This is a genomic window from Micromonospora marina, from assembly GCF_900091565.1.
GTDB classification, from domain to species: domain Bacteria; phylum Actinomycetota; class Actinomycetes; order Mycobacteriales; family Micromonosporaceae; genus Micromonospora; species Micromonospora marina.
Window position 1 is genome coordinate 307,622 of record NZ_FMCV01000003.1, and the last position, 22,672, is coordinate 330,293.

Annotated in this window: 20 protein-coding genes and 1 pseudogene; 17 read left to right on the forward strand and 4 right to left on the reverse strand. The window is 74.1% G+C overall.

The genetic code is table 11. From position 1 onward, the window contains the following. Window positions 1-2: 2 nt before the first annotated feature. Complete coding sequence (locus tag GA0070215_RS05830; protein ID WP_091042631.1) at window positions 3-1,580, reverse strand: FMN-binding glutamate synthase family protein; 1,578 nt, start codon at window positions 1,578-1,580, stop codon at window positions 3-5. A 197-nt stretch (window positions 1,581-1,777) separates the two neighbouring features. Here GA0070215_RS05830 and GA0070215_RS05840 point away from each other — a divergent pair, with 197 nt between their 5' ends. After that, window positions 1,778-2,338, forward strand: a complete 561-nt coding sequence (locus tag GA0070215_RS05840) for a DUF5872 domain-containing protein (protein ID WP_091042634.1) — start codon at window positions 1,778-1,780, stop codon at window positions 2,336-2,338. Window positions 2,339-2,356: 18 nt separating this feature from the next. Here the strand turns inward: GA0070215_RS05840 and GA0070215_RS29795 are convergent. Then, window positions 2,357-2,443 (reverse strand): annotated as a pseudogene (locus tag GA0070215_RS29795) (endo-1,4-beta-xylanase); the annotation flags it as partial. Between the two features lie 204 nt (window positions 2,444-2,647). Next, entirely contained in the window at window positions 2,648-3,652 is a 1,005-nt protein-coding gene (locus GA0070215_RS05850; RefSeq protein ID WP_091042640.1) for a LacI family DNA-binding transcriptional regulator, read from the reverse strand. Window positions 3,653-3,789: 137 nt separating this feature from the next. On the opposite strand from GA0070215_RS05850, the gene GA0070215_RS05855 reads away from it, so the two are divergent. From GA0070215_RS05855 to GA0070215_RS05875, 5 genes are all read left to right on the forward strand, one after another. Further along, window positions 3,790-3,933, forward strand: coding sequence for a hypothetical protein (locus GA0070215_RS05855; protein ID WP_244166883.1), 144 nt, complete (start codon window positions 3,790-3,792; stop codon window positions 3,931-3,933). A 40-nt stretch (window positions 3,934-3,973) separates the two neighbouring features. Continuing rightward, window positions 3,974-6,298, forward strand: a complete 2,325-nt coding sequence (locus GA0070215_RS05860) for a beta-xylosidase/alpha-l-arabinosidase (protein ID WP_091042644.1) — start codon at window positions 3,974-3,976, stop codon at window positions 6,296-6,298. A 202-nt stretch (window positions 6,299-6,500) separates the two neighbouring features. Beyond that, window positions 6,501-7,607, forward strand: coding sequence for a glycosyltransferase family 39 protein (locus GA0070215_RS05865; RefSeq protein WP_091042648.1), 1,107 nt, complete (start codon window positions 6,501-6,503; stop codon window positions 7,605-7,607). A gap of 113 nt (window positions 7,608-7,720) precedes the next feature. After that, window positions 7,721-9,589, forward strand: coding sequence for a glycosyltransferase family 2 protein (locus tag GA0070215_RS05870; RefSeq protein ID WP_091042651.1), 1,869 nt, complete (start codon window positions 7,721-7,723; stop codon window positions 9,587-9,589). Between the two features lie 17 nt (window positions 9,590-9,606). Beyond that, on the forward strand, window positions 9,607-10,737 hold the full coding sequence (locus GA0070215_RS05875; protein WP_244166884.1) for a glycoside hydrolase family 26 protein: 1,131 nt from the start codon (window positions 9,607-9,609) through the stop codon (window positions 10,735-10,737). A gap of 204 nt (window positions 10,738-10,941) precedes the next feature. Here GA0070215_RS05875 and GA0070215_RS05880 read toward each other — a convergent pair whose 3' ends face one another. Continuing rightward, the gene (locus GA0070215_RS05880; protein ID WP_091042659.1) at window positions 10,942-11,700 is read right to left on the reverse strand and encodes a class I SAM-dependent methyltransferase; all 759 of its coding nucleotides are present in this window, start codon (window positions 11,698-11,700) and stop codon (window positions 10,942-10,944) included. 185 nt (window positions 11,701-11,885) lie between these two features. Between GA0070215_RS05880 and GA0070215_RS05885 the strand changes: the two genes are divergently transcribed. The 11 genes from GA0070215_RS05885 (at window position 11,886) to GA0070215_RS05935 (ending at window position 22,629) form a co-directional block, all read left to right on the forward strand. Next, entirely contained in the window at window positions 11,886-14,165 is a 2,280-nt protein-coding gene (locus GA0070215_RS05885) for an FAD-dependent oxidoreductase (protein ID WP_091042663.1), read from the forward strand. Continuing rightward, window positions 14,162-14,482 carry a putative quinol monooxygenase gene (locus GA0070215_RS05890; RefSeq protein ID WP_018783990.1) on the forward strand — a complete coding sequence of 107 codons (321 nt, stop codon included), beginning with the start codon at window positions 14,162-14,164 and terminating at the stop codon, window positions 14,480-14,482. Before GA0070215_RS05885 ends, GA0070215_RS05890 begins: the two co-directional genes overlap by 4 nt. Beyond that, window positions 14,479-15,705, forward strand: coding sequence for a cytochrome P450 family protein (locus GA0070215_RS05895; RefSeq protein ID WP_018783991.1), 1,227 nt, complete (start codon window positions 14,479-14,481; stop codon window positions 15,703-15,705). Before GA0070215_RS05890 ends, GA0070215_RS05895 begins: the two co-directional genes overlap by 4 nt. A gap of 52 nt (window positions 15,706-15,757) precedes the next feature. Beyond that, window positions 15,758-16,423, forward strand: a complete 666-nt coding sequence (locus tag GA0070215_RS05900; RefSeq protein ID WP_018783992.1) for a TcmI family type II polyketide cyclase — start codon at window positions 15,758-15,760, stop codon at window positions 16,421-16,423. A gap of 93 nt (window positions 16,424-16,516) precedes the next feature. After that, a complete protein-coding gene (locus tag GA0070215_RS05905) occupies window positions 16,517-16,900 on the forward strand; it encodes a DUF1622 domain-containing protein (RefSeq protein WP_018783993.1) in 384 nt (127 codons plus the stop codon). A 116-nt stretch (window positions 16,901-17,016) separates the two neighbouring features. Beyond that, window positions 17,017-19,137: a heavy metal translocating P-type ATPase gene (locus GA0070215_RS05910; RefSeq protein ID WP_091042666.1), complete on the forward strand. Its 2,121-nt coding sequence runs from the start codon at window positions 17,017-17,019 to the stop codon at window positions 19,135-19,137. A 94-nt stretch (window positions 19,138-19,231) separates the two neighbouring features. Then, window positions 19,232-19,636: a TOBE domain-containing protein gene (locus GA0070215_RS05915; RefSeq protein ID WP_018783995.1), complete on the forward strand. Its 405-nt coding sequence runs from the start codon at window positions 19,232-19,234 to the stop codon at window positions 19,634-19,636. Continuing rightward, window positions 19,633-20,415, forward strand: coding sequence for a molybdate ABC transporter substrate-binding protein (modA, locus tag GA0070215_RS05920; RefSeq protein ID WP_091042669.1), 783 nt, complete (start codon window positions 19,633-19,635; stop codon window positions 20,413-20,415). The genes GA0070215_RS05915 and modA overlap by 4 nt, the downstream gene beginning before the upstream one ends. Beyond that, the gene (locus tag GA0070215_RS05925; protein WP_018783997.1) at window positions 20,412-21,209 is read left to right on the forward strand and encodes an ABC transporter permease; all 798 of its coding nucleotides are present in this window, start codon (window positions 20,412-20,414) and stop codon (window positions 21,207-21,209) included. Before modA ends, GA0070215_RS05925 begins: the two co-directional genes overlap by 4 nt. Then, a complete protein-coding gene (locus tag GA0070215_RS05930) occupies window positions 21,206-22,261 on the forward strand; it encodes an ABC transporter ATP-binding protein (RefSeq protein WP_167361486.1) in 1,056 nt (351 codons plus the stop codon). The genes GA0070215_RS05925 and GA0070215_RS05930 overlap by 4 nt, the downstream gene beginning before the upstream one ends. Window positions 22,262-22,356: 95 nt before the next feature. After that, window positions 22,357-22,629 (forward strand): hypothetical protein, encoded by a 273-nt coding sequence (locus GA0070215_RS05935; RefSeq protein WP_091042674.1) that lies wholly within the window; start codon window positions 22,357-22,359, stop codon window positions 22,627-22,629. Window positions 22,630-22,672 lie beyond the last annotated feature (43 nt).

A 22,672-nucleotide genomic window follows, 5' to 3' on the forward strand; every position in this document is an offset into this window, starting at 1 on the left:
CGCTACCCGACGGCGGTGGGGGAGGGCGGCGCGCTACCGCCCTGCGGGGCCTCGGCAGTCATCAGCCGGACGATCTCCGACCGGTCCGCCGCCGACGGCATCCCCCACTCCGGCCGGTAGCCGAACGCCCGGTCCAGCGGGGTCGACGAGGTCCGGCCGTCGAGGATCTCCACCGAGTCGGTACCGATCAGCCCGGGGTGCTCCACGCCGCACGCCTCGGCCACCTTGACCAGGTCGCGGCGCAGCGTACGGATGTAGTTCGCGGCCCGCACCGACTTGCGGGCCGGGTCCAGACCTCGGGCCAGCCAGGCGTTCTGCGTGGCGACACCGGTCGGGCAGGTGTCGGTGTGGCACTTCTGCGCCTGGATGCACCCGATCGCCAGCATGGCCTCCCGCCCGACGTTGACCATGTCGGCGCCGAGCGCGAACGCCACCACGGCGTTGTCCGGCAGGCCGAGCTTGCCGGCACCGACGAACACCACGCTCTGGTGCAGGTCGCGTTCGGCGAACGTCCGGTAGACCCGGGAGAAGCCCTGCTGGAACGGCAGCGACACCGAGTCGCTGAAGATCAGCGGCGCGGCGCCGGTGCCACCCTCGCCGCCGTCGACTGCCACGAAGTCCACGCCGCGCCCGGTGTCGCGCATCAGCGTGGTCAGCTCCTCCCAGAACCCCAGGTCGCCGACGGCGGACTTGATGCCGACCGGCAGACCGGTCTCGGCGGCGAGCAGTTCCACCCAGTCCAGCAGGCTGTCGCAGTCGGAGAACTCGGCGTGCCGGGACGGGCTGACGCAGTCGCGTCCCTCCGGGATGCCCCGGGTGGCGGCGATCTCGGCGGACACCTTGGCCGCCGGCAGCAGCCCGCCGAGGCTCGGTTTGGCGCCCTGACTGAGCTTGATCTCCAGCGCCCGGACCGGTGCCGACGCCACCAGGTCCTTGAGGCGTTCCAGGCTGAACCGGCCCTGCTCGTCCCGGCAGCCGAAGTACGCGGTGCCGAGCTGGAAGACCAGGTCACCGCCGTTGCGGTGGTACGGCGACAGTCCGCCCTCGCCGGTGTTGTGCAGGCAGCCGGCCAGCGCGGCGCCCCGGTTGAGCGCCTCCACCGCGTTGCCGGACAGCGACCCGAAGCTCATCCCGGAGATGTTCACCACCGACTCCGGCCGGAACGCGTGCGCCCGGCCGCGCGCCGCGCCGAGCACCTTGGCGCAGGGCAGCGTCACGTCGTGCCCGGCGGTCGGCGCCGACGGCGGGACCGCCCGGCCGAACGTACGGTGCTTGATGATCGGATAGCCGGAGGTGTGCTCGATGTCGTTGTCGGTGCCGAAACCGAAGTAGTTGTTCTCCTGCTTGGCCGAGGCGTACACCCAGCGCCGCTGGTCGCGGGTGAACGGCCGCTCCTCGTCGTTGCCGGCCACGATGTACTGCCGCAGCTCCGGGCCGATCGACTCGATCAGGTACCGGGCGCGGCCCAGCACGGGGAAGTTGCGTCGCAGCGCGTGGTCGCGTTGCAGCAGGTCTCGCGCCGCCAGCGCGGCGACGGCGGCTGCTGCTGCTGCGGGTACGGCTCTTCTCGCCCAGCTCATGAGGCCACTCTTTCCGGCCCGGCGCCCGGCCAAACGCCTGATGGAATCCGGCCGTGCCGGGCGGTGTCATGGATGCGGACCGACAGCCGAGGCTGCCCTGGACGGCGACGACCTCGTCACCCGCGTACGCGCCGGCGACCGGGAGGCGTACGTAGCCGGACCGGCATGGCCGCTGCCGGGCCGGGTATGGCTGCGTCATGGCGAAGTACACCGAGCCGGAACTGCGCGAGCGCCTCAAGGCCGAGATCCGCGCCTCCGACAAGGGCGGACGGCCGGGGCAGTGGTCGGCCCGCAAGTCGCAGCTGCTCACGAACGAGTACAAGAAGGCCGGCGGGGGATTCGAGGGCCCGAAGGACGCACGGCAGCGCTCGCTGCAACGCTGGGGCGGCGAGAAGTGGCAGACCCGCGGCGGTGACACGCGTGCCCGTCACGGCGGCGAAACGCGTCGTTACCTGCCCGAACAGGCGTGGGAGGAGATGTCGGAGTCCGAGCGGCGCGCCACCGACACCCGCAAGCGCCGCGCGTCGCGCTCCGGCCGCCAGTACGTGCCGAACACCGGCCCGGCGAAGCGGGCCCGCCGGGACGCCACGGCCGCCGAGCAGATCAGCGAGTTGCCGGTGGCCGAGGCGGTCAAGCTGGTCCGCGACCTCGACACCCGTCAGCTCGACGCGGCGTTGCGCCGGGAGCGCGGTGGCAAGGCCCGCAAGACGCTCATCGGTCGGCTGGAGTCGGAACTGGGCCGGCGCCGGGCGAGGTGAGGGCGTACCCGGCAGCTGGTTGTGCCAGACCAGCACGTGGCCCCGGACCCGCTGGTTGTTCTTGCGGGCGAAGCCGATCAGCTCGTCGGCCGGGCCCGGTTGCAGGTGCCGCGGGTGGGTTCGAGGCGGTGACTGTGGAGAACTCGGACTCGGCCAGCTCGGGGTAGCGGGTCGGCGGCGTCGTTGAGGGCGGCCAAGTCGACGGCGGTGCCCACGTACGGGCCGTGACGCTTGGCCAGGTCGCGCAGGCGCTGCGTGGCCGGGGCGTAGGGGCCCGGCCGTCGCGGGGACGACGTTGCGGTGGCCGCCTCAGCGCAGCGGGCGGCAGGAGGCCCGGACGACCAGCTCGGTGGGGAGCTGGATGTGCGTGTCCCGCTCGACGCCGGCGATGAGGTCGATCAGCAGGCGCAGCGACTCGGCGCCCATGCGCTGCAGCGGCTGCCGGATGGTGGTGAGTGGAGGGTCGACGAGCGCCGACTCCGGGATGTTGTCGAAGCCGATGACCGACAGGTCGTCCGGTACGCGCAGGCCCAGGCCCCGGGCGACGTCGACGGTGGAGATGGCGGAGAGGTCGTTGCCGGCGAAGATCGCGGTGGGCCGGTCGGGGAGCGCGAGCAGCTCGGCGGCCGTGCTCGCGGCGCTCTCGGTGCGGAACCCGCCGACCCGGACGAGCCGCTCGTCCACCGCCAGGCCGGCGTCGGCCATCGCCCTGCGGAACCCGGCCTCGCGCAGACGGGCCGACTCCAGGTCGGGGCGGCCGCTGATGTGCGCGATCCGCCGGTGCCCGAGCGACAGCAGGTAGTCGGTGGCCAGCACCGCGCCGGCGAAGTTGTCGGAGTCGACGGTGGGCAGGCCGGACGGGCCGGTGTGCGGGTCGACGGCCACCACGTGGAAGCCGTGCTTGGTCTCGACCACTGTCGGCGTCACGATCACCGCGCCGTCGATGAGCGTGCCGGACAGCCGGGCCAGCGAGCGCCGCTCCCACCCGATGGCCGCGCCCTCGCCGTCGCCGCTGGAGTAGGCGAGCAGTTGGTAGCCGCTGCCGGCGACCTCCCGGGACGCGCCCTTGAGCAACTCGGTGGAGAACGGCTCGAACTCGGCGACCAGGATGCCCAGCACGTTCGTGCGGTGGCTGCGCAGGCTCTGCGCCCCCAGGCTGGCCTCGTATCCGAGCTCGCGGATGACCTGCTGGACGCGCTCGACGGTGGCCTGGGCGACACCGTAGCGACCATTGACAACCTTCGATACGGTTGCCACCGAGACGCCGGCCGTGCGTGCCACATCCGACATCTTGACGCGCTCCTGGAACACCACGCCGACGATGATAGAGGGCTCTCCGGGGCGATCGAAGACGATGTCGAAAACGTTATCGATACCGATTGACTTCGCGTTGCGGTCCTGTAAGGCTCCCCGGCAGGTAACAACCTGATCACCTCACCCTGCCGCTGGGTGTGCAGAACTTCTCCAGCCAGTACACCACCGACACCGCTGGCGTCCTCGCCTTCACGTCGCTGGCGATGTTGCCGGCGCTGCTGCTCTTCACCCTGGCGGAGAAGCAGATCGTGGGCGGCCTCCAGGGCGCGGTCAAGGGTTGAGCGGCAGCGGTACCAGCACAACCAGTGGAAAGGCACACCCATGACAGAGGTCCACGCGGTGGTGGACGGGCCGCTACCGGCTCAGGCAGGTCCGGACCACGACCGGCCGGACGGGCACGACGCCGAGACGCGCGTACGGCACCTGCTCGCTCGCATGACGATCGAGGAGAAGGTCGCGCAGCTGGTCGGGTTCTGGGAGAAGGAGGACGGCGAGGCGGTCGCGCCCCTGCAGGGCGAGTTCGCCGACACCGGCCGGCTGGAGGACTTTTCCCGCCACGGGCTGGGTCACCTCACCCGCGCCTACGGCACCCGCCCGGTCGACGCCGCGGCCCGCGCGGCCTGGCTGTGGAAGTTCCAGCGGGATCTGGTGACGGGCACCCGGCTCGGCATCCCGGCCATCGTGCACGAGGAGTGCCTGACCGGCCTGTCGGCGTGGAAGGCGGCCACCTTCCCGACGCCGCTGGCCTGGGGCGCCGCGTGCGACCCCGAGCTGGTCACCGAGATGGCGGCGGCGATCGGGGCCTCCATGCGCGCGCTCGGCATCCACCAGGGACTGTCCCCGGTGCTGGACGTGATCCGGGATCCCCGCTGGGGCCGGGTCGACGAGTGCATCGCCGAGGATCCGTACCTCGTCGGCACCATCGGCACCTCGTACGTGCGGGGGCTCCAGTCCCAGGGCGTGCTCGCGACGCTGAAGCACTTCGCCGGCTACTCCGCCTCACGGGCGGGGCGCAACTTCGGTCCGGTGCACGCCGGTCCCCGGGAACTCGCCGACGTGCTGCTGCCGCCGTTCGAGATGGCGATCCTCGACGGCGACGCGCGCAGCGTCATGCACTCGTACGCGGAGATCGACGGCGTGCCGGTCGCCGCCGACCCGGCCATGCTCACCGACCTGCTGCGGGACCGGTGGGGCTTCGACGGCACGGTGGTGGCCGACTACTACGGGGTCGCCTTCCTCAACCTGCTGCACCACGTCGCGGCCGACAACGCGGACGCCGCCGTGCAGGCGCTGAGCGCGGGCCTCGACATCGAGCTGCCCACCGGTGACGCCTACCTGACCCTGTCCGAGACGGTGCGAGCCGGCACCGTGGACGAGGCGCTGGTGGACCGGGCGGTGCTGCGCGTCCTGCGCCAGAAGCAGGAACTCGGACTGCTCGACGCGACGTTCGGCGACGAGCCGCCGGGCGCGATCGACCTCGACTCGCCGGAGCACCGGTCGATCGCGCGCCGGCTCGCCGAGGAGTCGATCGTCCTGGTCTCCAACGAGGGCGTGCTCCCGCTGCCGGCGGGCCGTCGGGTGGCGGTGGTCGGCCCGAACGCCGACCGGCAGGGCGCGCTGTTCGGCTGCTACTCGTTCCTCAACCACGTGCTGGCCCACCATCCGGGCGTGGAGACCGGCTTCGAGGTGCCGACCGTGCTGGCGGCGGTGCGCGCCGAGTTCGGCGCCGGCCGGGTCACCTTCGCGGCCGGCTGCGAGGTGGACTCGGCGGACCGCTCCGGGTTCGAGGCGGCGGTCGCCGCCGCGTCCGCCGCCGACGTGGCAGTGCTCGTGGTCGGCGACCACGCGAGCCTGTTCGGCCGCGGCACCGTCGGCGAGGGCTGCGACCGGGACGACCTGGAGCTGCCCGGCGTGCAGCGGCAGCTCGTCGAGACGGTGCTGGACACCGGCACCCCGGTCGTCCTCGTGCTGCTCACCGGCCGCCCGTACGCGCTGGGTTGGGCGATGTCCCGGTGCGCGGCGGTGGTGCAGACGTTCTTCCCGGGTGAGGAGGGCGCCGGGGCGGTCGCGGGTGTGCTCTCCGGGCGGGTCAACCCGTCCGGCCGGCTGCCGGTCAGCCTGCCCGCCTCGGCCGGCGCGCAGCCGTACTCGTACCTGCACCCGGAGCTGGGGGAGGGCACGAACGGCACCAACCTGCCGGCGACGCCGGTGGCGCCGTTCGGGCACGGGCTGTCGTACACCGCGTTCGCGTACACCGACCTGACCGTGCCGGCCGAGGTGCCGACCGACGGGGTGCTGCGGGTGTCGGTGCGCGTGACGAACACCGGCCCGGTCGCCGGTGACGAGGTGGTGCAGCTCTACGGCCGCGATCTGGTCGCCTCGGTGACCAGGCCGGTCGCGCAGCTGCTCGGCTACCGGCGGGTGCGGCTGGAGCCGGGCTGCTCGGTGATCGTCGAGTTGACCGTCCCGACGACGAGGCTGGCGTTCACCGGTCGCGCGCTCACCCGGGTGGTGGAGCCCGGGGAGGTCGACGTCTGGGTGGGTACGAGCGCCCGGCGCGACGCCCAGGCGCGGACGACGCTGACCGGAGACACCGCCGCGATCACCACCGCCTCGCCCCGTTGGACGACGACCGATCTCCGCTGAGCCGGGTCCGCCGGTCGTCCACAGGACGGTCCGCGGGCCCTTTCAACACATATCGGTGTTATGCCGTTTTTGACTCAGTAGGCTCCAGGATGTCATCCAGCCCGTGAGCCGGGACGGTGCCGCCCGCCGTGCGCGGGTCGCGTCCCGCCGCCCGGCCGGCTGGATCCCGGTTGCCGGCACCCACAGGGATGCGTGAGTCACGATGATGGACGCGGACACCATGGTCCTGCCCCGGCTCGGGGACGCCGTGGCCGAAGACCCGTGGGGCGAGGACCGGCCGCGCCGGGTCGCCGCCCGCGCCGCGCCCGGCGTGCTCCGATGGCGGATCGCGGCGTGGCTGGTGCCGGCGGTCCTGACCGGCGTGCTCGGCGCCGCCCGGATCACGGCCTCGGGGCCGGGCGCCGGAGAGCTCGCGACCCGGCGCGCGGCCACGTCGCCGTGGCGGGGGATCGGCGTCGCGCTGACCGGCGACGACCTCGCGCTCGGGCCCTACCATCTGCTCGTACGCGGCTGGGCGGCGCTGTTCGGCGCGTCGGACCTCGCGCTGCGCGTACCGTCGCTGTTGGCCATGGCCGGCGCCGCGGCGCTGGTCGGCGCGCTCGCCGCCCGCATCGCCACACCCGCCACCGGCCTGCTCGCCGGCGTGATCTTCGCGGTGCTGCCGACCTCCGCCAGGTACGCGCAGGAGGCGCAGCCGTACGCCCTGGCGGTGTTCGCCGCCGTGCTCGCCACCTGGCTGCTGGTGCCCGCCCTCGACCGGCCGTGTCCCCGCCGGCTCGTGCCCTACGCGGGCGCGGTGGCGCTGCTGGGCATGTGCCAGCCGGTGGCGTTGCTGTTGCTGGCCGGGCACGGCTGGGCCGTGCTGGCGTTCCGTCGCCGCGGTGCGATCCGGTGGCTGGCCGCCGTGACCCTCGGCCTGCTCCCGGTCGCCGCGCTGCTCGCCCCCGGCCTGAGCGACGGCGGGCGCCTCGCGTCCGGCGCGCGTCCCGGCGCCGCCGTGCTCGCGGCCACGCCCGGGGATCTGTTCGGCGTCGCCGCCCTCGCCGGCGTGCTGGCCGGGCTGGCCCTGTTCAGCCTCCCGCTGCGGTACGCCGCCGCGATCTGCACCGCCTGGGCGCTGGTGCCGGCGCTCGGGCTGCTGGCGCTGGCGCAGGCGGTGCCGGTCTGGTCGGCGGAGAACCTGCTGTTCACGGTGCCGGCCTGGGCGGTGCTCGGCGGGGTCGCCCTGTCCCGGGCGCGTGCCGCCGGTGCGCTCGCCGTGCTGGGGCTCGTGGCGCTGCTCGCCGTGGCCGACCGGCTTCCCGTGTGACCGGGTGACCCGTCGACGAACGGGCGACCTCTGTCTGATTCGCACCTTTTGCTACTTATTGTCGGCTTAGCATTCGGTCGGCTCCTGAGCCGGATGCAGACCATGGGGGAAACGTGGCCGTCGCCGCCGATACACGCCCGTCCCGCGCCACGACGGCCGGGACACCGGGTGCTCGCCAGATCGCGCCCGTCCCGCCCGGTGCGCCGGACGACGCGGACCGCCGGCAGCGTAACGTCCGCGCCCGGCTCGCGTACGCGCGCTGCGGCGCCACCGCGGGCCCGCTGCGCCCGCCCCGGCGCCCCGGCGCGGCGGTCGAGTTCCGGCCCACCGCGTCGGTCGCCGCACGACTGGTCCTGACGCTGCTGGTGCTCGTCAACAGCGCCGCCGGACTGGTCTTCGTCGGCTGGCTGCTGCTGCCCCAGCACGTAGCCGGCCCCGGCGTCGTCGGGCTCGGCGGCTGGCAGACCGCCGCCGCCCGGCTCGCGTTCTGCGTGGTCGTCGGCGTCGAGCTGATCCGCCTGGCGCAGAACGTGGTGGTCTGGGTCTTCGCCTTCCACGCCCGGGATCCGGTGCCGGTCGACCCGCCGGTCGGCCTGCGGGTCGCCCTGCTCACCACGATCGTGCCGAGCAAGGAGCCGATCGAGGTCGCCGAGCGGACGCTGCGCCGGCTGCGGGAGATCGTCTACTGCGGGCACGTCGACGTGTGGATCCTCGACGAGGGCGACGACCCGGCGGTCCGGGCGATGGCCGCCCGGCTGGGCGTACGACACTTCACCCGCAAGGGCCGGCCCGAGTACAACCGGCCCGGCGGCGAGTTCCGGGCCCGCACCAAGTCCGGCAACCACAACGCCTGGCGGGCCGAGCACGAGCACCGCTACGACGTGGTCGCGAACGTCGACCCGGACCACGTGCCGCTGCCGAACCTCCTGGAACGCACGCTCGGCTACTTCCGCGACCCGGACGTCGCGTTCGTGGTGACCCCGCAGGTGTACGGCAACATGCACCAGAACTTCGTCGCCCACGGCGCCTCGGTGCAGCAGTACCTCTACAACGGGCTGATCGCCCGGGGTGGCAACGGCCTGGACGCGCCGTTGCTGACCGGTACCGGGCACCTCTACCGCCCGGCGGCCTGGCGAACCGTCGGCGGCTACCAGGACTCGATCATCGAGGACCACCTCACCAGCATCCGTGTGCACGCCGCCGTCAACCCGGCCACCGGCAACCGGTGGAAGGGCGTCTACACCCCCGACGTGGTGGCGCTCGGCGAGGGACCGACCTCCTGGGCGGACTACTTCAACCAGCAGAAGCGCTGGGCGGCCGGGATCTGCGAGATCCTGCTGCGGCGCGAACTGCGCACGCCGCGCGACCTGCCGTCCCGCCGCCGCTGGCAGTACCGGCTGCTCCAGTTCTACTACCCCAGCGTGGCGGTGAGCCTGCTGCTGGGCAACGCCGCCACCGCGCTGTACCTGCTGACCGGCGTCGACGCGGGCCGGCTCGACCCGCAGGTCTGGGCGACGCTGTGGGGTTGCACCATCGGCACCTGGTTCCTGCTCTGGCTGTGGCTGCGCCGCTTCAACATCGCCCCGCACGAGCGGGAGGAGGTGGGCATGGCCGGCATGGCGCTGGCGCTGTTCGCCGGACCCGTCTACGTGGCCGCGGCGGTGGGCGCCCTGCTGCGCCGCAAGCTCGGCTTCGTGGTCACCGCCAAGGGCGCGCTGCGCACCGTCGAGTCGCCGCGCACGTTCCGGCTGCACCTGTGCTGGGCGCTCGCCGCCGCCGGACTGCTCGCGGCGAGCTTCGCGCTGGACCACGACTACCCGCTGCTGCGGGTCTGGCCGGCGCTGACGCTGCTGACCGGGCTCGCGCCGCCACTGATCGCCTGGGTGGAGAGTCTGCGGGCACGCCGGGACCGGACCGCAGACGTGACCCGGGAGCCCCAGCTGGTGTCCCGGACCGTGACCGGCGGCGGTGTGCCGTGCTGAGGCCGACGCTACCCCGGGTGGGTTTGGCGCTGGCCGGGCTGCTGCTGCTCGCGTACGCCTTCGTGGTGGCACCGGTCGCGTGGCGCGACCCGGGCACGGGCGCCTCGGCCCGGCGGCCCGCCCCGGCGACGCCGCAGGCGAGCACCGACGTGCCGGCAGCGGTCGTGCCGACCCTTCGCGGTGGCCCGTTCCCCCCGGCCGGGCAGGCGTTCTTCGGCGTCATGACCGACAAGGGACCGTACGACTTCGCGCCCGTCGACCGGTTCGCCGAGGCGGCCGGGCGGTCGCCGCAGGTGATGCTCTTCGGCGCCGACTTCGCGTCGGCCGCGTTCGACCGGAGCCTGTTCGACCGGATCGCCGAGCGGGGCATGATGCCGATGCTCGGCTGGGAGCCCTGGGACCACACGGTCGACCAGGCGGCCCGCCGTACCGGCCTCACCGACCGGCAGGTCGACCGGCTGCGCGCCACCCAGCCGGACTACCGGCTGGCCCGCATCGCGCGCGGCGACTTCGACGCCTACCTGCGCTCCTGGGCCGAGGGCGTCCGGTCACTGGGCTACCCGGTGGCGATCCGCTTCGCGCACGAGATGAACGGCGACTGGTACCCCTGGTGCGAGCGGGCCAACGGCAACCGCCCCGGCGACTACGTCCGGGCCTGGCGGCACGTGCACGACGTCTTCGCCGAGGCCGGCACCACGAACGTCACCTGGGTGTGGAGCCCGAACGCCCGCTGGGACAAGACGACCGCCGGGCTCACCGGTCTCTACCCGGGCGACGAGTACGTCGACTGGGTCGGCGTCACCGGCTACTACGGCAGCGGCGCGTTCACCGAGACGTACTGGTCGTTCGACCAGATCTTCGGCCCGACGATCGCCGAGATCCGCGAGATCACCGGCAAGCCGCTCGTGGTCACCGAGACCGGCGCCGCCGACGCCGCCGGGCACAAGGCCCGGTGGATCCGGGACACCTTCCGCGCCCTGCCCCGCTATCCGGGCCTCATCGGGCTGATCTGGTTCGAGGTGGACAAGGAGAAGGACTGGCGCATCGCCGGCTCACCGGCGGCGGCGACCGCGTTCGCCGAGGCGGTGGCCACCGAGCGCTACCACGTCACCTGGTCACCGGCGGTGCGGCCGCGCGCCGGGCCCTGACCCGGTCCGTGCTCCAGGCCGGACGGCGGGGCTGCCCTCCGCGATCGCGAACGAGAGAGATCAATTCCGGCGGACGGCGAGCGAGCAGGGCGTGCCCGAGGACGAGGTGGCCCGCTTCGCGGAGCTGATCCGGTTCCAGATCCACGCCGGTCAGCGTGCGGAGGGCGGGCACGCCGGGCGACGGGGCGGGCGGCCGGGCCGCAGTCAGCGCAGCCCGGCCACCGCGGCGTCCGCGCCGCCGCGCCAGAGCACGCCGGCCTCGGTGAAGCCGGCCGCGCGCAGCGCGTCCAGGTGCCACGCCGCGGGCGGGCTCCACTCCGGGCTGTGCCCGGTCGGATAGATCTGCCGCCGCTTCTCCACCAGCGGCCCGAGCACCGGGTCACCCGCGGCCTGCTCCCACCACTCCGGCCAGGACGGCGCCGCGCCGGCCCGGTGCCGGGCGGCGCGGCGCGCCTTCGCCAGGTCGCCGAGGCGGGCAGCGAGCGACGGCATCGTGTCGTCGGGCATGTGGTCGGCGTTGACGAAGACGCCGCCGGGACGCAGCACGTCGCGGATCTCGCCGTACAGCTGAGCCAGGCGCGGACCGTCCACCCAGTGCAGGGCGGTGGCGGTGAGTACCGCGTCGTAGTCGCGGTGCGGCAGCGTGGCGGCCCAGTCGGACCGGTTGAGGTCGGCGGTCACCACTGTGGCCCGTCCCGCCAGCGCCGCCTCGGCGAGGGTGAGCAGCACCGGGTCGAGGTCGAGCACCGTCACCTCGGCGTCGGGCCGGCGGGCCAGCGTACGCAGGCTGATCGATCCGGTGCCGCCGGCCAGGTCGAGCACGCGTGGCGGCCGGTCGCCGGTGACCGCCTCGACGGCGTCGAGCATCGCCGCGAAGCGGTGCTCCCGGTCCGGCATGAACGCCTCCTGCTGCCGGTCCCAGCTCTCCTGCCAGGCGCGCACATCCAAGTCGTAAGGAGTCATGACGCTCACGATAGTTACCGGCACGCAGTCCTGTCGAGGCTTGTTGCCAAACTTTTGCAACAAGCGGTGCGCCGTCCCGGCGGCGTCACCGGGACCGGACGTACGGCGGGGCCGCGGTGACGGGGCGGTGACGCGCGCTGCGGCAGGGTCGCGGCACGACGACGGCGCCGTTCTCAGGGGGCTGCATGATCAGGACGATGCTCCGGCTGCGCGCACGCACCGGCTGCGAACCCGCGGTCGGGCCGGCCTTCGAGGCGGTCGCCGGGCAGCTCGGCGCGCTGACCGGCAACCTGCGGCACGAGCTGCTGCGGGACGCCCTCGACCCGCGCGGCTTCGTCGTCGTCACCGAGTGGGCCGACGAGGCGGCGCTGGCCGCGTACCGGCGCGGGCCGGTGGCTGCCCGCCTGGCCGGCCTGCTCCGGCCGCTGACCGAGCCGGCGGACGGACCCGGCTACCCGCTGCTGCGGGAGACCCGGGACGGCACGGGCCCGGTCTACGTGGACGTCGAGCTCACCGTGCCGCTCGACCGGCTCGCCGAGTTCCACCGGGGCTACCCCGAGGTGGTCCGGCGGATGGCCGCGATCCCCGGCTACCGCCGCGAACAGTTGCTGCGCGAACCCGGCTCGGACATCCACCACATCTTCGCCGAGTGGGACGGCGCCGCGCCGTTCCTCACCTGGATCGGCGACCCGGCCCACGCCTCGGCGCAGGCCGGGCCGATCGCGCCGTTCCTTCTCGACATCCGGCGCCGGCTGTTCCACGTCGTCCCCGACGCGGACGGCCGCCGACACCCCACCACGGGCTGGGAGGCCGACGTGCACAGGACAACAGACGTACTCGTCGTCGGGGCGGGCCCCACCGGGCTGACCGCCGCCGTCGAACTGGCCCGGCGGGGCATCGACTGCCTGGTGATCGACGAGCAGGTCACCCCGCCCGGCCACGCGGACAAGGCGATCGGTGTGCACTGCCGCACCATGGAGATCTGGGAGGAGCAGGGCGTCGTCCGGGAAGCCATGGACGCCGGCATCTGGCTCACCGGCAACATGGTCTTCGTCAACGGCGAGCAGACCCACCGGATGAGCTGGGAGCTGCCCGGCCTGCCGTACGCCCACCTCGGCCTGCCGCAGTACGAGACCGAGCGGATCCTCACCACCCGGCTGGCCACGCTCGGCGTCCGCCCGCAGCGCGGCGCCGAACTGGTCGACTTCGACCAGGACGCCGAGGGCGTCACCGCCACCGTCCGCACCGCCGACGGCGGCACCGGGACGGTACGCGCGGCGTACCTGGTCGGCGCCGACGGCGCGCACAGCCGGGTACGGGAGCGGCTCGGGCTCACCTTCACCGGCGGGCTGGGCCGGTTCCCGCAGCTGTTCATGCTGGTGGACGTCGACGTGGACTGGGATATGCCGGACGGGCACCTGCTGCGGTTCCTGCACACGACCGACGGCAAGATGGACGGGATGCTCGTCTGCGTACCGCTGCGCGGCGCGCACCGCTACCGCATCGCCACCCTCGCCCCGCCCCGGTTCTTCGCCCAGACCGGCGGGCGCGACGCCCCGCCCGGGTTCAGCGAGGAACTCGACGAGCCGTCCATCTCCGACGTGCAGGCCGCGCTGGACCGCCTCGCGCCGCCCGGCACCCGGGCGAGCAACCTGCGCTGGTCGTCGGTGTTCCGGATCAGCCACGGCATCGTCGACCGCTACCGGGAAGGCCGGGTGTTCGTGGCCGGGGACGCCGCCCACCTGCACCCGCCCGCCGGCGGCCAGGGCATGAACACCGGCATCCAGGACGCCTGGAACCTGGCCTGGAAGCTGGCCCTGGCGGTACGCGGACTCGCCGCGCCCGGCCTGCTGGACAGCTACGAGACCGAGCGGCGGCCGGAGGGCGAGGAGATCGTCGGCCGGGCGGTACGGATGGCCGGCACCGAGGAGGTGGACCGCGCCGACCTGGAACGCCAGTTCCTCCAGGAGATGTCCATGCTGCTCAGCTACGCCGGCAGCCCGCTGGTCGGGGAGACCGTCGCCGACCCGGCCGCGCTCGGTGACGCGCCCCGCCCCGGCGACATCGCGCCCGACGTGGACGGGCTGCGCCGGCGCGGCGTCGGCCACCCGCTGCGGCTGCGGGACCTCACCCGGGGCACCCGGCACACGCTGCTGCTCTACGCCGACCGCACGGCCGGCGCGGAGGTGCCGGCCGGGTTCACCGCCCTGTGCGCCGACGCGCGCCGGCTGGCGGGCGGGGAACTCGACGCGTACCTGCTCCTCGACCCCGACGCCGACGAACCACGCCTGCTCGACCCGCCCGTGGTGCGCGACGCCGAGCGCCGTTTCCGCGCCGCGTACGGCCTGGACGGCACCGGGCTGTACCTGATCCGCCCGGACGGGCACATCGGGTTCCGGGGCGCGCCGGTCGACCCGGACGCGCTGCGCAAGCACCTGCACCTGGGGTTCGGGAGCGCCAGGTGAGCCGGGTCCGGACCGTGCTGTCGATGCGGACCCGGGAGGGCTGCGAGGAGCGCTTCGAGTCGGAGTGGCTCACCGCCGCCGAACAGATCCGCACGCTGGACGGCTGCCTGCACCAGGACCTGGTCCGCGACGCCGACGACCCGCGCAGCTACCTGATCATCAGCGACTGGGCGGACCGCGAGCGGCTGGACGCGTTCGGCCGCAGCGCGCACCGGGACCGGCTGCTGAGCATCATCCGCGAACTGCGCGAGTCCGCCGACCGGCACACCTACCAGGTACTGCACAGCGTGACCGGCGAGCCGGGGGAGGGGCGATGACCGACGACGTGGTGCCGGCGAGCGAGCTCTACACCGACGCGTTCGCGGCCGACCCGTACCCCACCCTGGCCCGGCTGCGCGCGGACCGGCCGGTCTGCCCAGTCGGCTCGCCGCGGTTCGACTCCTGGCTGATCACCCGCTTCGACGACGCGCGCACCGCGCTGACCGACCCGCGTCTGTCCAAGGACCTGTACGGCCCGGAGCAGCACTACCTGAAGATCTTCGGCCCGAACTCGGAGGGCCTGAACCGCAACATGCTCAACTCCGACCCGCCCGAGCACACCCGGCTGCGCCGGGTGGTGTCGCAGGCGTTCGCGCCCCGGCGGATCGAGGCGTTGCGCCCCCGGGTGGCGTCGATCGTCGACCAGCTCGTCGACAAGATGGCACCGCACGGCGAGGCGGACCTGATGCGTGACTTCGCCATCCCGCTGCCGATGACAGTCATCTGCGAACTGCTCGGCGTGCCGCCCGCCGACCACGACCGGGTGCTCGACTGGACCCAGGTGATCCGCACCTCCGGCTCCACCAGCCGGCCCCCCGCGCAGGAGCGGGCGGCCGTGCAGGAGGCCCAGCTCCGGCTGCACCACTACCTGGCCGGGCTGGTCCGCGCCAAACGCGACGACCCGGCCGACGACATCATCGGCGCGCTGATCACGGCCGTCGACGAGGACGGGACGCTGTCCGAGGCGGAACTGGTCACCACCACGTTCCTGCTGCTGTTCGCCGGGCACCAGACCACCGCCGACTTCCTCGGCAACGCCGTGCTGGCCCTGCTGACCCACCCCGAGCAGATGGAACTGCTGCGCGCCACGCCCCGCCTGCTGCCCGCCGCGATCGAGGAACTGCTCCGGTTCGACGGGCCGCTGCCCGTGGCCAGCCCGCGCATCGCCACCGAGGACGTCGACTACCAGGGCGTACGCATCCCGCGTGGCGCGATCGTCGGGGTGGCGATCAACGCGGCCAACCACGACCCGGCGCACTTCGCCGACCCGGACCGGCTGGACCTGCGCCGGGTCCGGGGCCCGCACCTCGGGTTCGGGCACGGCGTCCACTACTGCCTGGGCGTCTCGCTGGCCCGGATGGAGGCCGAACTCGCGCTCGGCGCGCTGCTGCGCCGGCTGCCCGGACTGCGTCTCGGCGTACCGCTGGCCGAGGTGCGCCGGCTCCCCGCCGCCTCGCCGTTCCGCGGCCTGCTGGAACTGCCTGTCACCTTCACCGCCTGACGGCGCCGCCGCCGCGCGCCGCCGCCCCCGTCGCAATCATCGAGGAGCAGTCATGGTCTTCCGCAACGTGATCGTCTGTCACATGGTCCCCGGCAGCGAGCAGATCGTCGGCGGCGTGTTCGGCCACTACGACCAGGCCACCCGGCCGCAGGACCTGGGCGTCATCGGCCGGTACCTGCTGTCGCACCACGACCTCTACATCCACGTGATCGAGCGGGAGCAGGACCCGCGGATCTCCGGGCAGACTCGTGGCCTGCCCGCCTTCCAGAAGATCGCCGAGGAGATCGGCCCGTACGTCACCCCGTACCCGCGCTACTGGAAGAACCCGTCGGACTCGGTGGCGAAGGAGTTCTACCACTGGGCACCCGATGGTGAACCGCCCGCCGACACCACGCTCACCGTGATCGTCGGGCGGATCAAGCCGGGCGCGGAACCGGACGTGGCACGGGTCTTTGGCGAGTCCGACGCCGGGTCGCTCCCGGCCGACCTCGGGGTCACCGGACGCTGGCTCTACTCGATCGACGACGTCTACGTGCACCTGCTCGAACAGGAGTCGTCGGCGGCCGAGGCCACCCGGGACCAGCACGGCGACAAGCCTGCCTTCGGCAAGGTGATGCAGGACCTGGGCCCGTACATCGAGCCGTACCGGCCGGAGAGGTGGCAGGGGCCGCAGGACTCCGTGGCGACCGCCTTCTACCGCTGGCAGGCCCGGGACTGAGCACGATCCGCGCTCCCGCCCACCGGATGGCGAGAGTGCGGAAACGCCGCCCCCGCGACCGGCCGTACGTCAGGCTTGTCGCGGGGGTGCCGGGTGTCGACGAAGGAGATCGTCCAGCACGTCGGGACGCTGCTCGACCTGGCCGGGGTGCTCGTCATCACGGTCGGTGTCGCGGTCGCCACGGCGGTGTTCGCGGTGCGTTGCGCCCGGACCCGCCAGGTGGTCGGGCACTACCGGGCGTACCGGCAGGGCGTCGGCCGGGCCATCCTGCTCGGCCTGGAGTTCCTGGTCGGCGGCGACATCATCCGTACGGTCGCGGTGTCGCCCACGTTCACCAGCGTCGGCGTGCTGGCGCTGATCGTGCTGGTCCGCACGTTCCTCAGCTTCTCGCTGGAGGTGGAGCTGGACGGGCGCTGGCCCTGGCAGGGCCGTCCTCCGGTGGAGCGGCCGGGCGTGGGCGCCCGCCCTCAGCGCTGAGCGTCGTACCCCTGCGGCAGCATGCCGCACATGGCGGAGTTCCGGATCGTGCGCGGCGGCGTGACGAGCCCGGCCGAGCCGCCACGGCAGCTACCCCCAGGGGGTATGGTGGCCGGATGGAACACGCAGACGGTCACGACACCGGCCACCACGGCGGCGGGCACGGCGCGCACGCCGGGCACGACCCGGAGCAGTTCCGCCGCCGGTTCTGGCTGAGCCTGGCGCTCACCGTGCCGATCGTCGCCACCAGCCACATGGTGATGGACTGGTTCGGCTACACGCTGGACTTCCCGGGTGTGCGCTGGGTCGGCCCGGTGCTCGGCACCGTGGTCTTCCTCTACGGCGGCTGGCCGTTCCTCACCGGCGGCCTGCGTGAGCTGCGCGAACGTACCCCCGGGATGATGCTGCTGATCTCGATGGCGATCGTGGTCGCGTACCTCGCCTCGGCCGCCACCAGCATCGGCCTGTTCGACCTGGACTTCTGGTGGGAACTGGCCGCGCTGGTCACCATCATGCTGCTCGGCCACTGGCAGGAGATGCGGGCGGTCGGCCAGGCGCGTGGCGCGCTCGGCGCGCTCGCAGCGCTGCTGCCCGACGACGCCGAGCGGCTGGACGACGCCGGGCGGCTGCAGCCGGTGCCGGTCGGCGAGCTGCGGGTGGGCGACCTGGTGCTGGTGCGCCCCGGCGGGCGGGTGCCGGCCGACGGGCGGATCGTCGAGGGTGCCGCCGAGCTGGACGAGTCGATGATCACGGGGGAGTCGCGGCCGGTGGCCCGCGCCGCCGGGGACCGGGTGGTCGCCGGCACCGTCGCCACCGACTCCACCCTCCGGGTACGCGTCGAGGCGGTCGGCGCGGACACCGCGCTGGCCGGCATCGGGCGGCTCGTGGCGCAGGCGCAGGCCTCCGGCGGGCGCGCGCAGGTGCTCGCCGACCGGTTCGCCGCGCTCCTGTTCTACCTGGCGGCGTCCGCCGGCCTGGCCACGTTCGCGGTGTGGGCGCTGCTCGGCGACCCCGACCAGGCGGTGGTGCGGACCGTGACCGTGCTGGTGATCGCCTGCCCGCACGCGCTCGGCCTGGCGATCCCGCTGGTGGTGGCGCTGTCGACAGCGCTGTCGGCCCGCGCCGGCATCCTGGTCAAGGACCGGCTCGCGCTGGAGCGGATGCGCACCGTCGACACCGTCCTGTTCGACAAGACCGGCACGCTCACCACCGGCCGGCACACGGTGACCGGCGTGGCCGCCACCGGCGGGATGGACGAGGCCGCCGCCCTGGCCCTGGCCGGTGCGGTGGAGGCCGACAGCGAGCACCCGCTGGCCCGGGCGCTGGTCGCCGCCGCCGACGCCCGGCAGGCGGGTCCGGCCGAGCCCGCCCGGCTCCCGGCCGCGCACGAGGCGGGTCCGGGTGGCCGGGACGCGGGGACGGTGCGTCCGGCGGCGCGGGGCTTCCGGGCGCTGACCGGCCGGGGCGTGCGCGCCACGGTGGACGGCGTGGACTGGGCGGTCGGCGGGCCGGCGCTGCTGCGCGAACTCGACGCCCCGGTGCCGGACGACCTGGCCCGGGCCGCGCGGGAGTGGTCGGGCCGCGGCGCGGCAGTGCTGCACCTGGTCCGCCTGCCCGAGGACGGCCCGCCGGAGGTGACCGCCGCCTTCGGGATGGAGGACCAGGTCCGCCCGGAGGCGCGGGCCGCCGTGGCCGAGCTGCGCGACCTCGGCGTACGCAAGATCGTGATGATCACCGGTGACGCGCGCCCGGTCGCCGAGGCGGTGGCCGCCGACCTCGGGTTCCGGCCCGGCGTCGACGAGGTCTTCGCCGAGGTGCTCCCCGCCGACAAGGACAAGGCGGTGGCCGGGCTGCGCGATCGGGGACTGACGGTGGCGATGGTCGGCGACGGGGTGAACGACGCCCCGGCGCTGGCTCGCGCCGACGTCGGGCTGGCCATCGGCGCCGGCACCGACGTGGCGATCGAGTCCGCCGGGGTGGTGCTCGCCGGCTCCGACCCGCGCGGGGTCGGCGGCGTGATCCGGCTGTCCCGCGCGTCGTACCGGAAGATGCGGCAGAACCTGGCCTGGGCGGCCGGCTACAACGTGGTCGCGATCCCGCTCGCCGCCGGTGTCCTCGCCTGGGCGGGGATCGCGCTCAGCCCGGCGCTGGGCGCGGTGCTGATGTCCGCCTCCACGATCGTGGTCGCGCTCAACGCCCAACTGCTGCGCCGGGTCCGGATCGCCCCGGCCGGCTGAGCCGCAGTTTCAGGCCCCGATTAGCGCCGAGGCTTGCGGATGCGAGCGAACCCGCCCCTTCCGGCCCGCACCTGCGGGCCGCTAGGGTGAGTGCGTGACGGTGTTCCGGATCGGTGAGGCGGCCGAATTGCTCGGGGTCAGCGCGGACACGGTCCGCCGCTGGATCGACGCCGGCAGGCTGCCGGCCAGCCGCGACGAGCACGGCCACCGGGTGCTCGACGGCGCCGACGTGGCCGCGTTCGTCCGCGCCCCCGGCCACCCCGAGCTGTCCTCGGCCCGCAACCGGCTGCGCGGCATCGTCACGGCCGTCGTCAAGGACACCGTGATGGCCCAGGTCGACATCCAGGCCGGGCCGTTCCGGGTGGTGTCGCTGATGAGCCGCGAGGCCGTCGACGACCTCGACCTCCAGGTCGGCTCCGTCGCCGTCGCGGTGATCAAGTCGACCACCGTCGTGGTCGAGCGCGCCCCCACCGCCCCCCGGGGAAGGACCGGTCCGTGACCGTACGGTGGATCCGCGCCGCGTTCGCCGCCGCGCTGGTGGCGACGCTCGGCCTGTCCGGCTGCGGCAGCGCCGACGACCCGGCCGGTCCGGACGGTGCCGGCCCGGTGACCGTGTTCGCCGCCGCCTCGCTCACCGAGGCGTTCATCCGGCTCGGCAAGGAGTACGAAGCCGCCCACCCCGGCCACGCCGTCACGTTCAACTTCGGCGGCAGTTCCGGACTCGCCACCCAGATCACCCAGGGCGCGCCCGCCGACGTGTTCGCCGCCGCCTCCCCGGCCACCATGAAGACGGTCACCGACGCCGGTGACGCCGCAGGTGACCCGGTCGTGCTGGTCCGCAACCAGCTCGTCGTCGCCGTACCCCCTGGTAACCCGGCCCGGGTCGGTCGCCTGGCCGACCTCGCCCGCCCCGGAGTGAAGGTGGCGCTCTGCGCCGAGCAGGTGCCCTGCGGCGCCGCCGCGCGCACCGCGCTCGACGCCGCGGGTGTGCGGCTCACGCCCGCCACGCTCGAACAGGACGTCAAGGGCGCGCTGGCCAAGCTGCGCCTCGGCGAGGTCGACGCCGCGCTGGTCTACCGCACCGACGTCCGCGCCGCCGCGGGACTCGACGCGGTCGAGTTCCCCGAGTCCGCGCGCGCGGTGAACGACTACCCGATCGTGGTGCTGCGCGCCGCCGGCAACCCGGCCGGCGCCCGCGCCTTCGTCGACTTCGTCCGTTCGGACGCCGGGCTCGCCGTGCTCACCGCGGCCGGGTTCCAGGCGCCGCCCGGCGCATGAGCCGCGGCGTACGCCGGCAGCGGGTGCCGGTCGCCCTGCTCGTGCCCGCCGGGCTCGGACTGGCCTTCCTCGTCCTGCCGCTGGCCGGGCTGCTGCTCCGGGCACCCTGGACCACGCTGCCCCGGCGGCTGGCCGAGCCGGGTGTGCTCACCGCGCTGCGGCTGTCGCTGGAGACCGCCACCGTCGCCACCCTGCTCTGCGTGACGCTCGGCGTACCCCTGGCGTGGCTCTTGGCGCGGGTGGAGTTCCCCGGCCGGCGGTTGGTCCGGGCGCTGGTAACGGTTCCGCTGGTGCTGCCGCCGGTGGTCGGCGGCGTGGCGCTGCTGCTGGTCTTCGGCCGGCGCGGGCTGATCGGGTCGTGGCTGGACGAGACGTTCGGGGTGACGCTGCCGTTCACCACCGCCGGGGTGGTGCTGGCCGAGGCGTTCGTGGCGATGCCGTTCCTGGTCATCGCCGTCGAGGGGGCACTGCGTGGCGCCGATCCCCGGTACGAGGAGGCCGCCGCCACCCTCGGCGCGGGACGGTTCACCGCCTTCACCCGGGTCACGCTGCCGCTGGTAGCCCCGGGCGTGGCGGCCGGTGCGGTGCTCTGCTGGGCCCGCGCGCTCGGCGAGTTCGGCGCCACCATCACGTTCGCCGGCAACTATCCCGGCCGCACCCAGACCATGCCGCTGGCGGTCTACCTGGCGCTGGAGACCGACCTCCAGGCGGCGATCGTGCTGAGCCTGATCCTGCTCACCGTCTCCGTGGTCATCCTCGCCGCGTTGCGCGACAAGTGGATCGGCAGCACATGAGGATGCTGCTGGACGCGCACCTGGTCGCCGAGCGGGACGGGTTCACCCTCGACGTGCGGCTGCGCATCGCCGCCGGTGAGGTGGTGGCGCTGCTCGGCCCGAACGGTGCCGGCAAGACCACAGCGCTGCGGGTGCTCGCCGGACTGCACCCGCTCGTCGCCGGTCACCTGACGCTCGACGGTGCCGATCTGGACCGGCCGGACCGCCGGGTGTGGACGCCGCCGGAGCGCCGGCCGGTCGGCGTGGTGTTCCAGGACTACCTGCTGTTCCCGCACCTCAGCGCGCTTGACAACGTGGCGTTCGGGCCGCGCCGCCGGGGTGCCGACAGGCGCGCCGCCCGCGCCCGCGCCCAGGAGTGGCTGGACCGGGTCGGCCTCGGTGACCAGGCCCGCCGCCGGCCCCGGCAGCTCTCCGGCGGGCAGGCCCAGCGGGTCGCGCTGGCCCGCGCGCTCGCCGTCGACCCGGCGCTGCTGCTGCTCGACGAGCCGCTCGCCGCGCTCGACGCCCGGACCCGGCTGGACACCCGCGCCGAACTCCAGCGCCACCTCGGCGCGCACTCCGGCGCGACGTTGCTCGTCACCCACGATCCCCTCGACGCGTTGGTGCTCGCCGACCGGCTGGTCATCGTGGAGCACGGCCGGGTGGTGCAGGAGGGCGACGCCGCCACCGTCACGGCCCGGCCGCGCACCGACTACGTGGCCCGGCTGGTCGGCCTCAACCTGCACCGCGGTCGCGCCGACGGGCACGCCGTGACCGTCGGTGAGCTGGCCCTCACCACCGCCGACACCGTCCACGGTGACGCGTTCGTCGCGTACCCGCCAGCCGCTGTCGCGCTGCACCCGTCCCGGCCCGAGGGCAGCCCGCGCAACGTCTGGGCGGCCACCGTCACCGGCGTGCAACGCCACGGCGACAACCTGCGCGTGCAGCTGACCGGGCCGGTCGAGGTCGCCGCCGACGTCACGCCCGCCGCCGCGGCGCATCTCGGCCTGATCCCCGGCCGGAGTGTCTGGGCGGCGGTCAAGGCGGCCGAGACGCGCGCCTATCCGGCGTGACAAACACCGCTGGTCGCGGCATGTGCCCAGGTGAGAGGTTTGATCTGCGCTCAGCCGGTCACTGGGACGGTAGCGACGACGCAAAGGGGGACACGGTGCCCGACACGATCCGCAACAGGTCCAGTCTGGACGCCGACCTGCCACGGGGAGTCACCGACCCGTTGCTCTGGCGGGCCGCGTACGACGTGGCAGTCGCCCACCGGCCCGACGGGTCCGGCCGGTGCGAGAGCCTGCTGTGTGACGGTCAGGCCGCGCCGTGTGACGCGCTGACCGCTGCCCACCGGGCGATGGAACTGGCCGGCGACCGGCACGCCGAGCGGGCCGAGCCCGGAATTTGGCGTACGGAGCAGCGCCGGCGCGCCGCCTGAGCATCGGGTCACGGGCGGTTCGAACCGTGGACGCCCCGCTTGC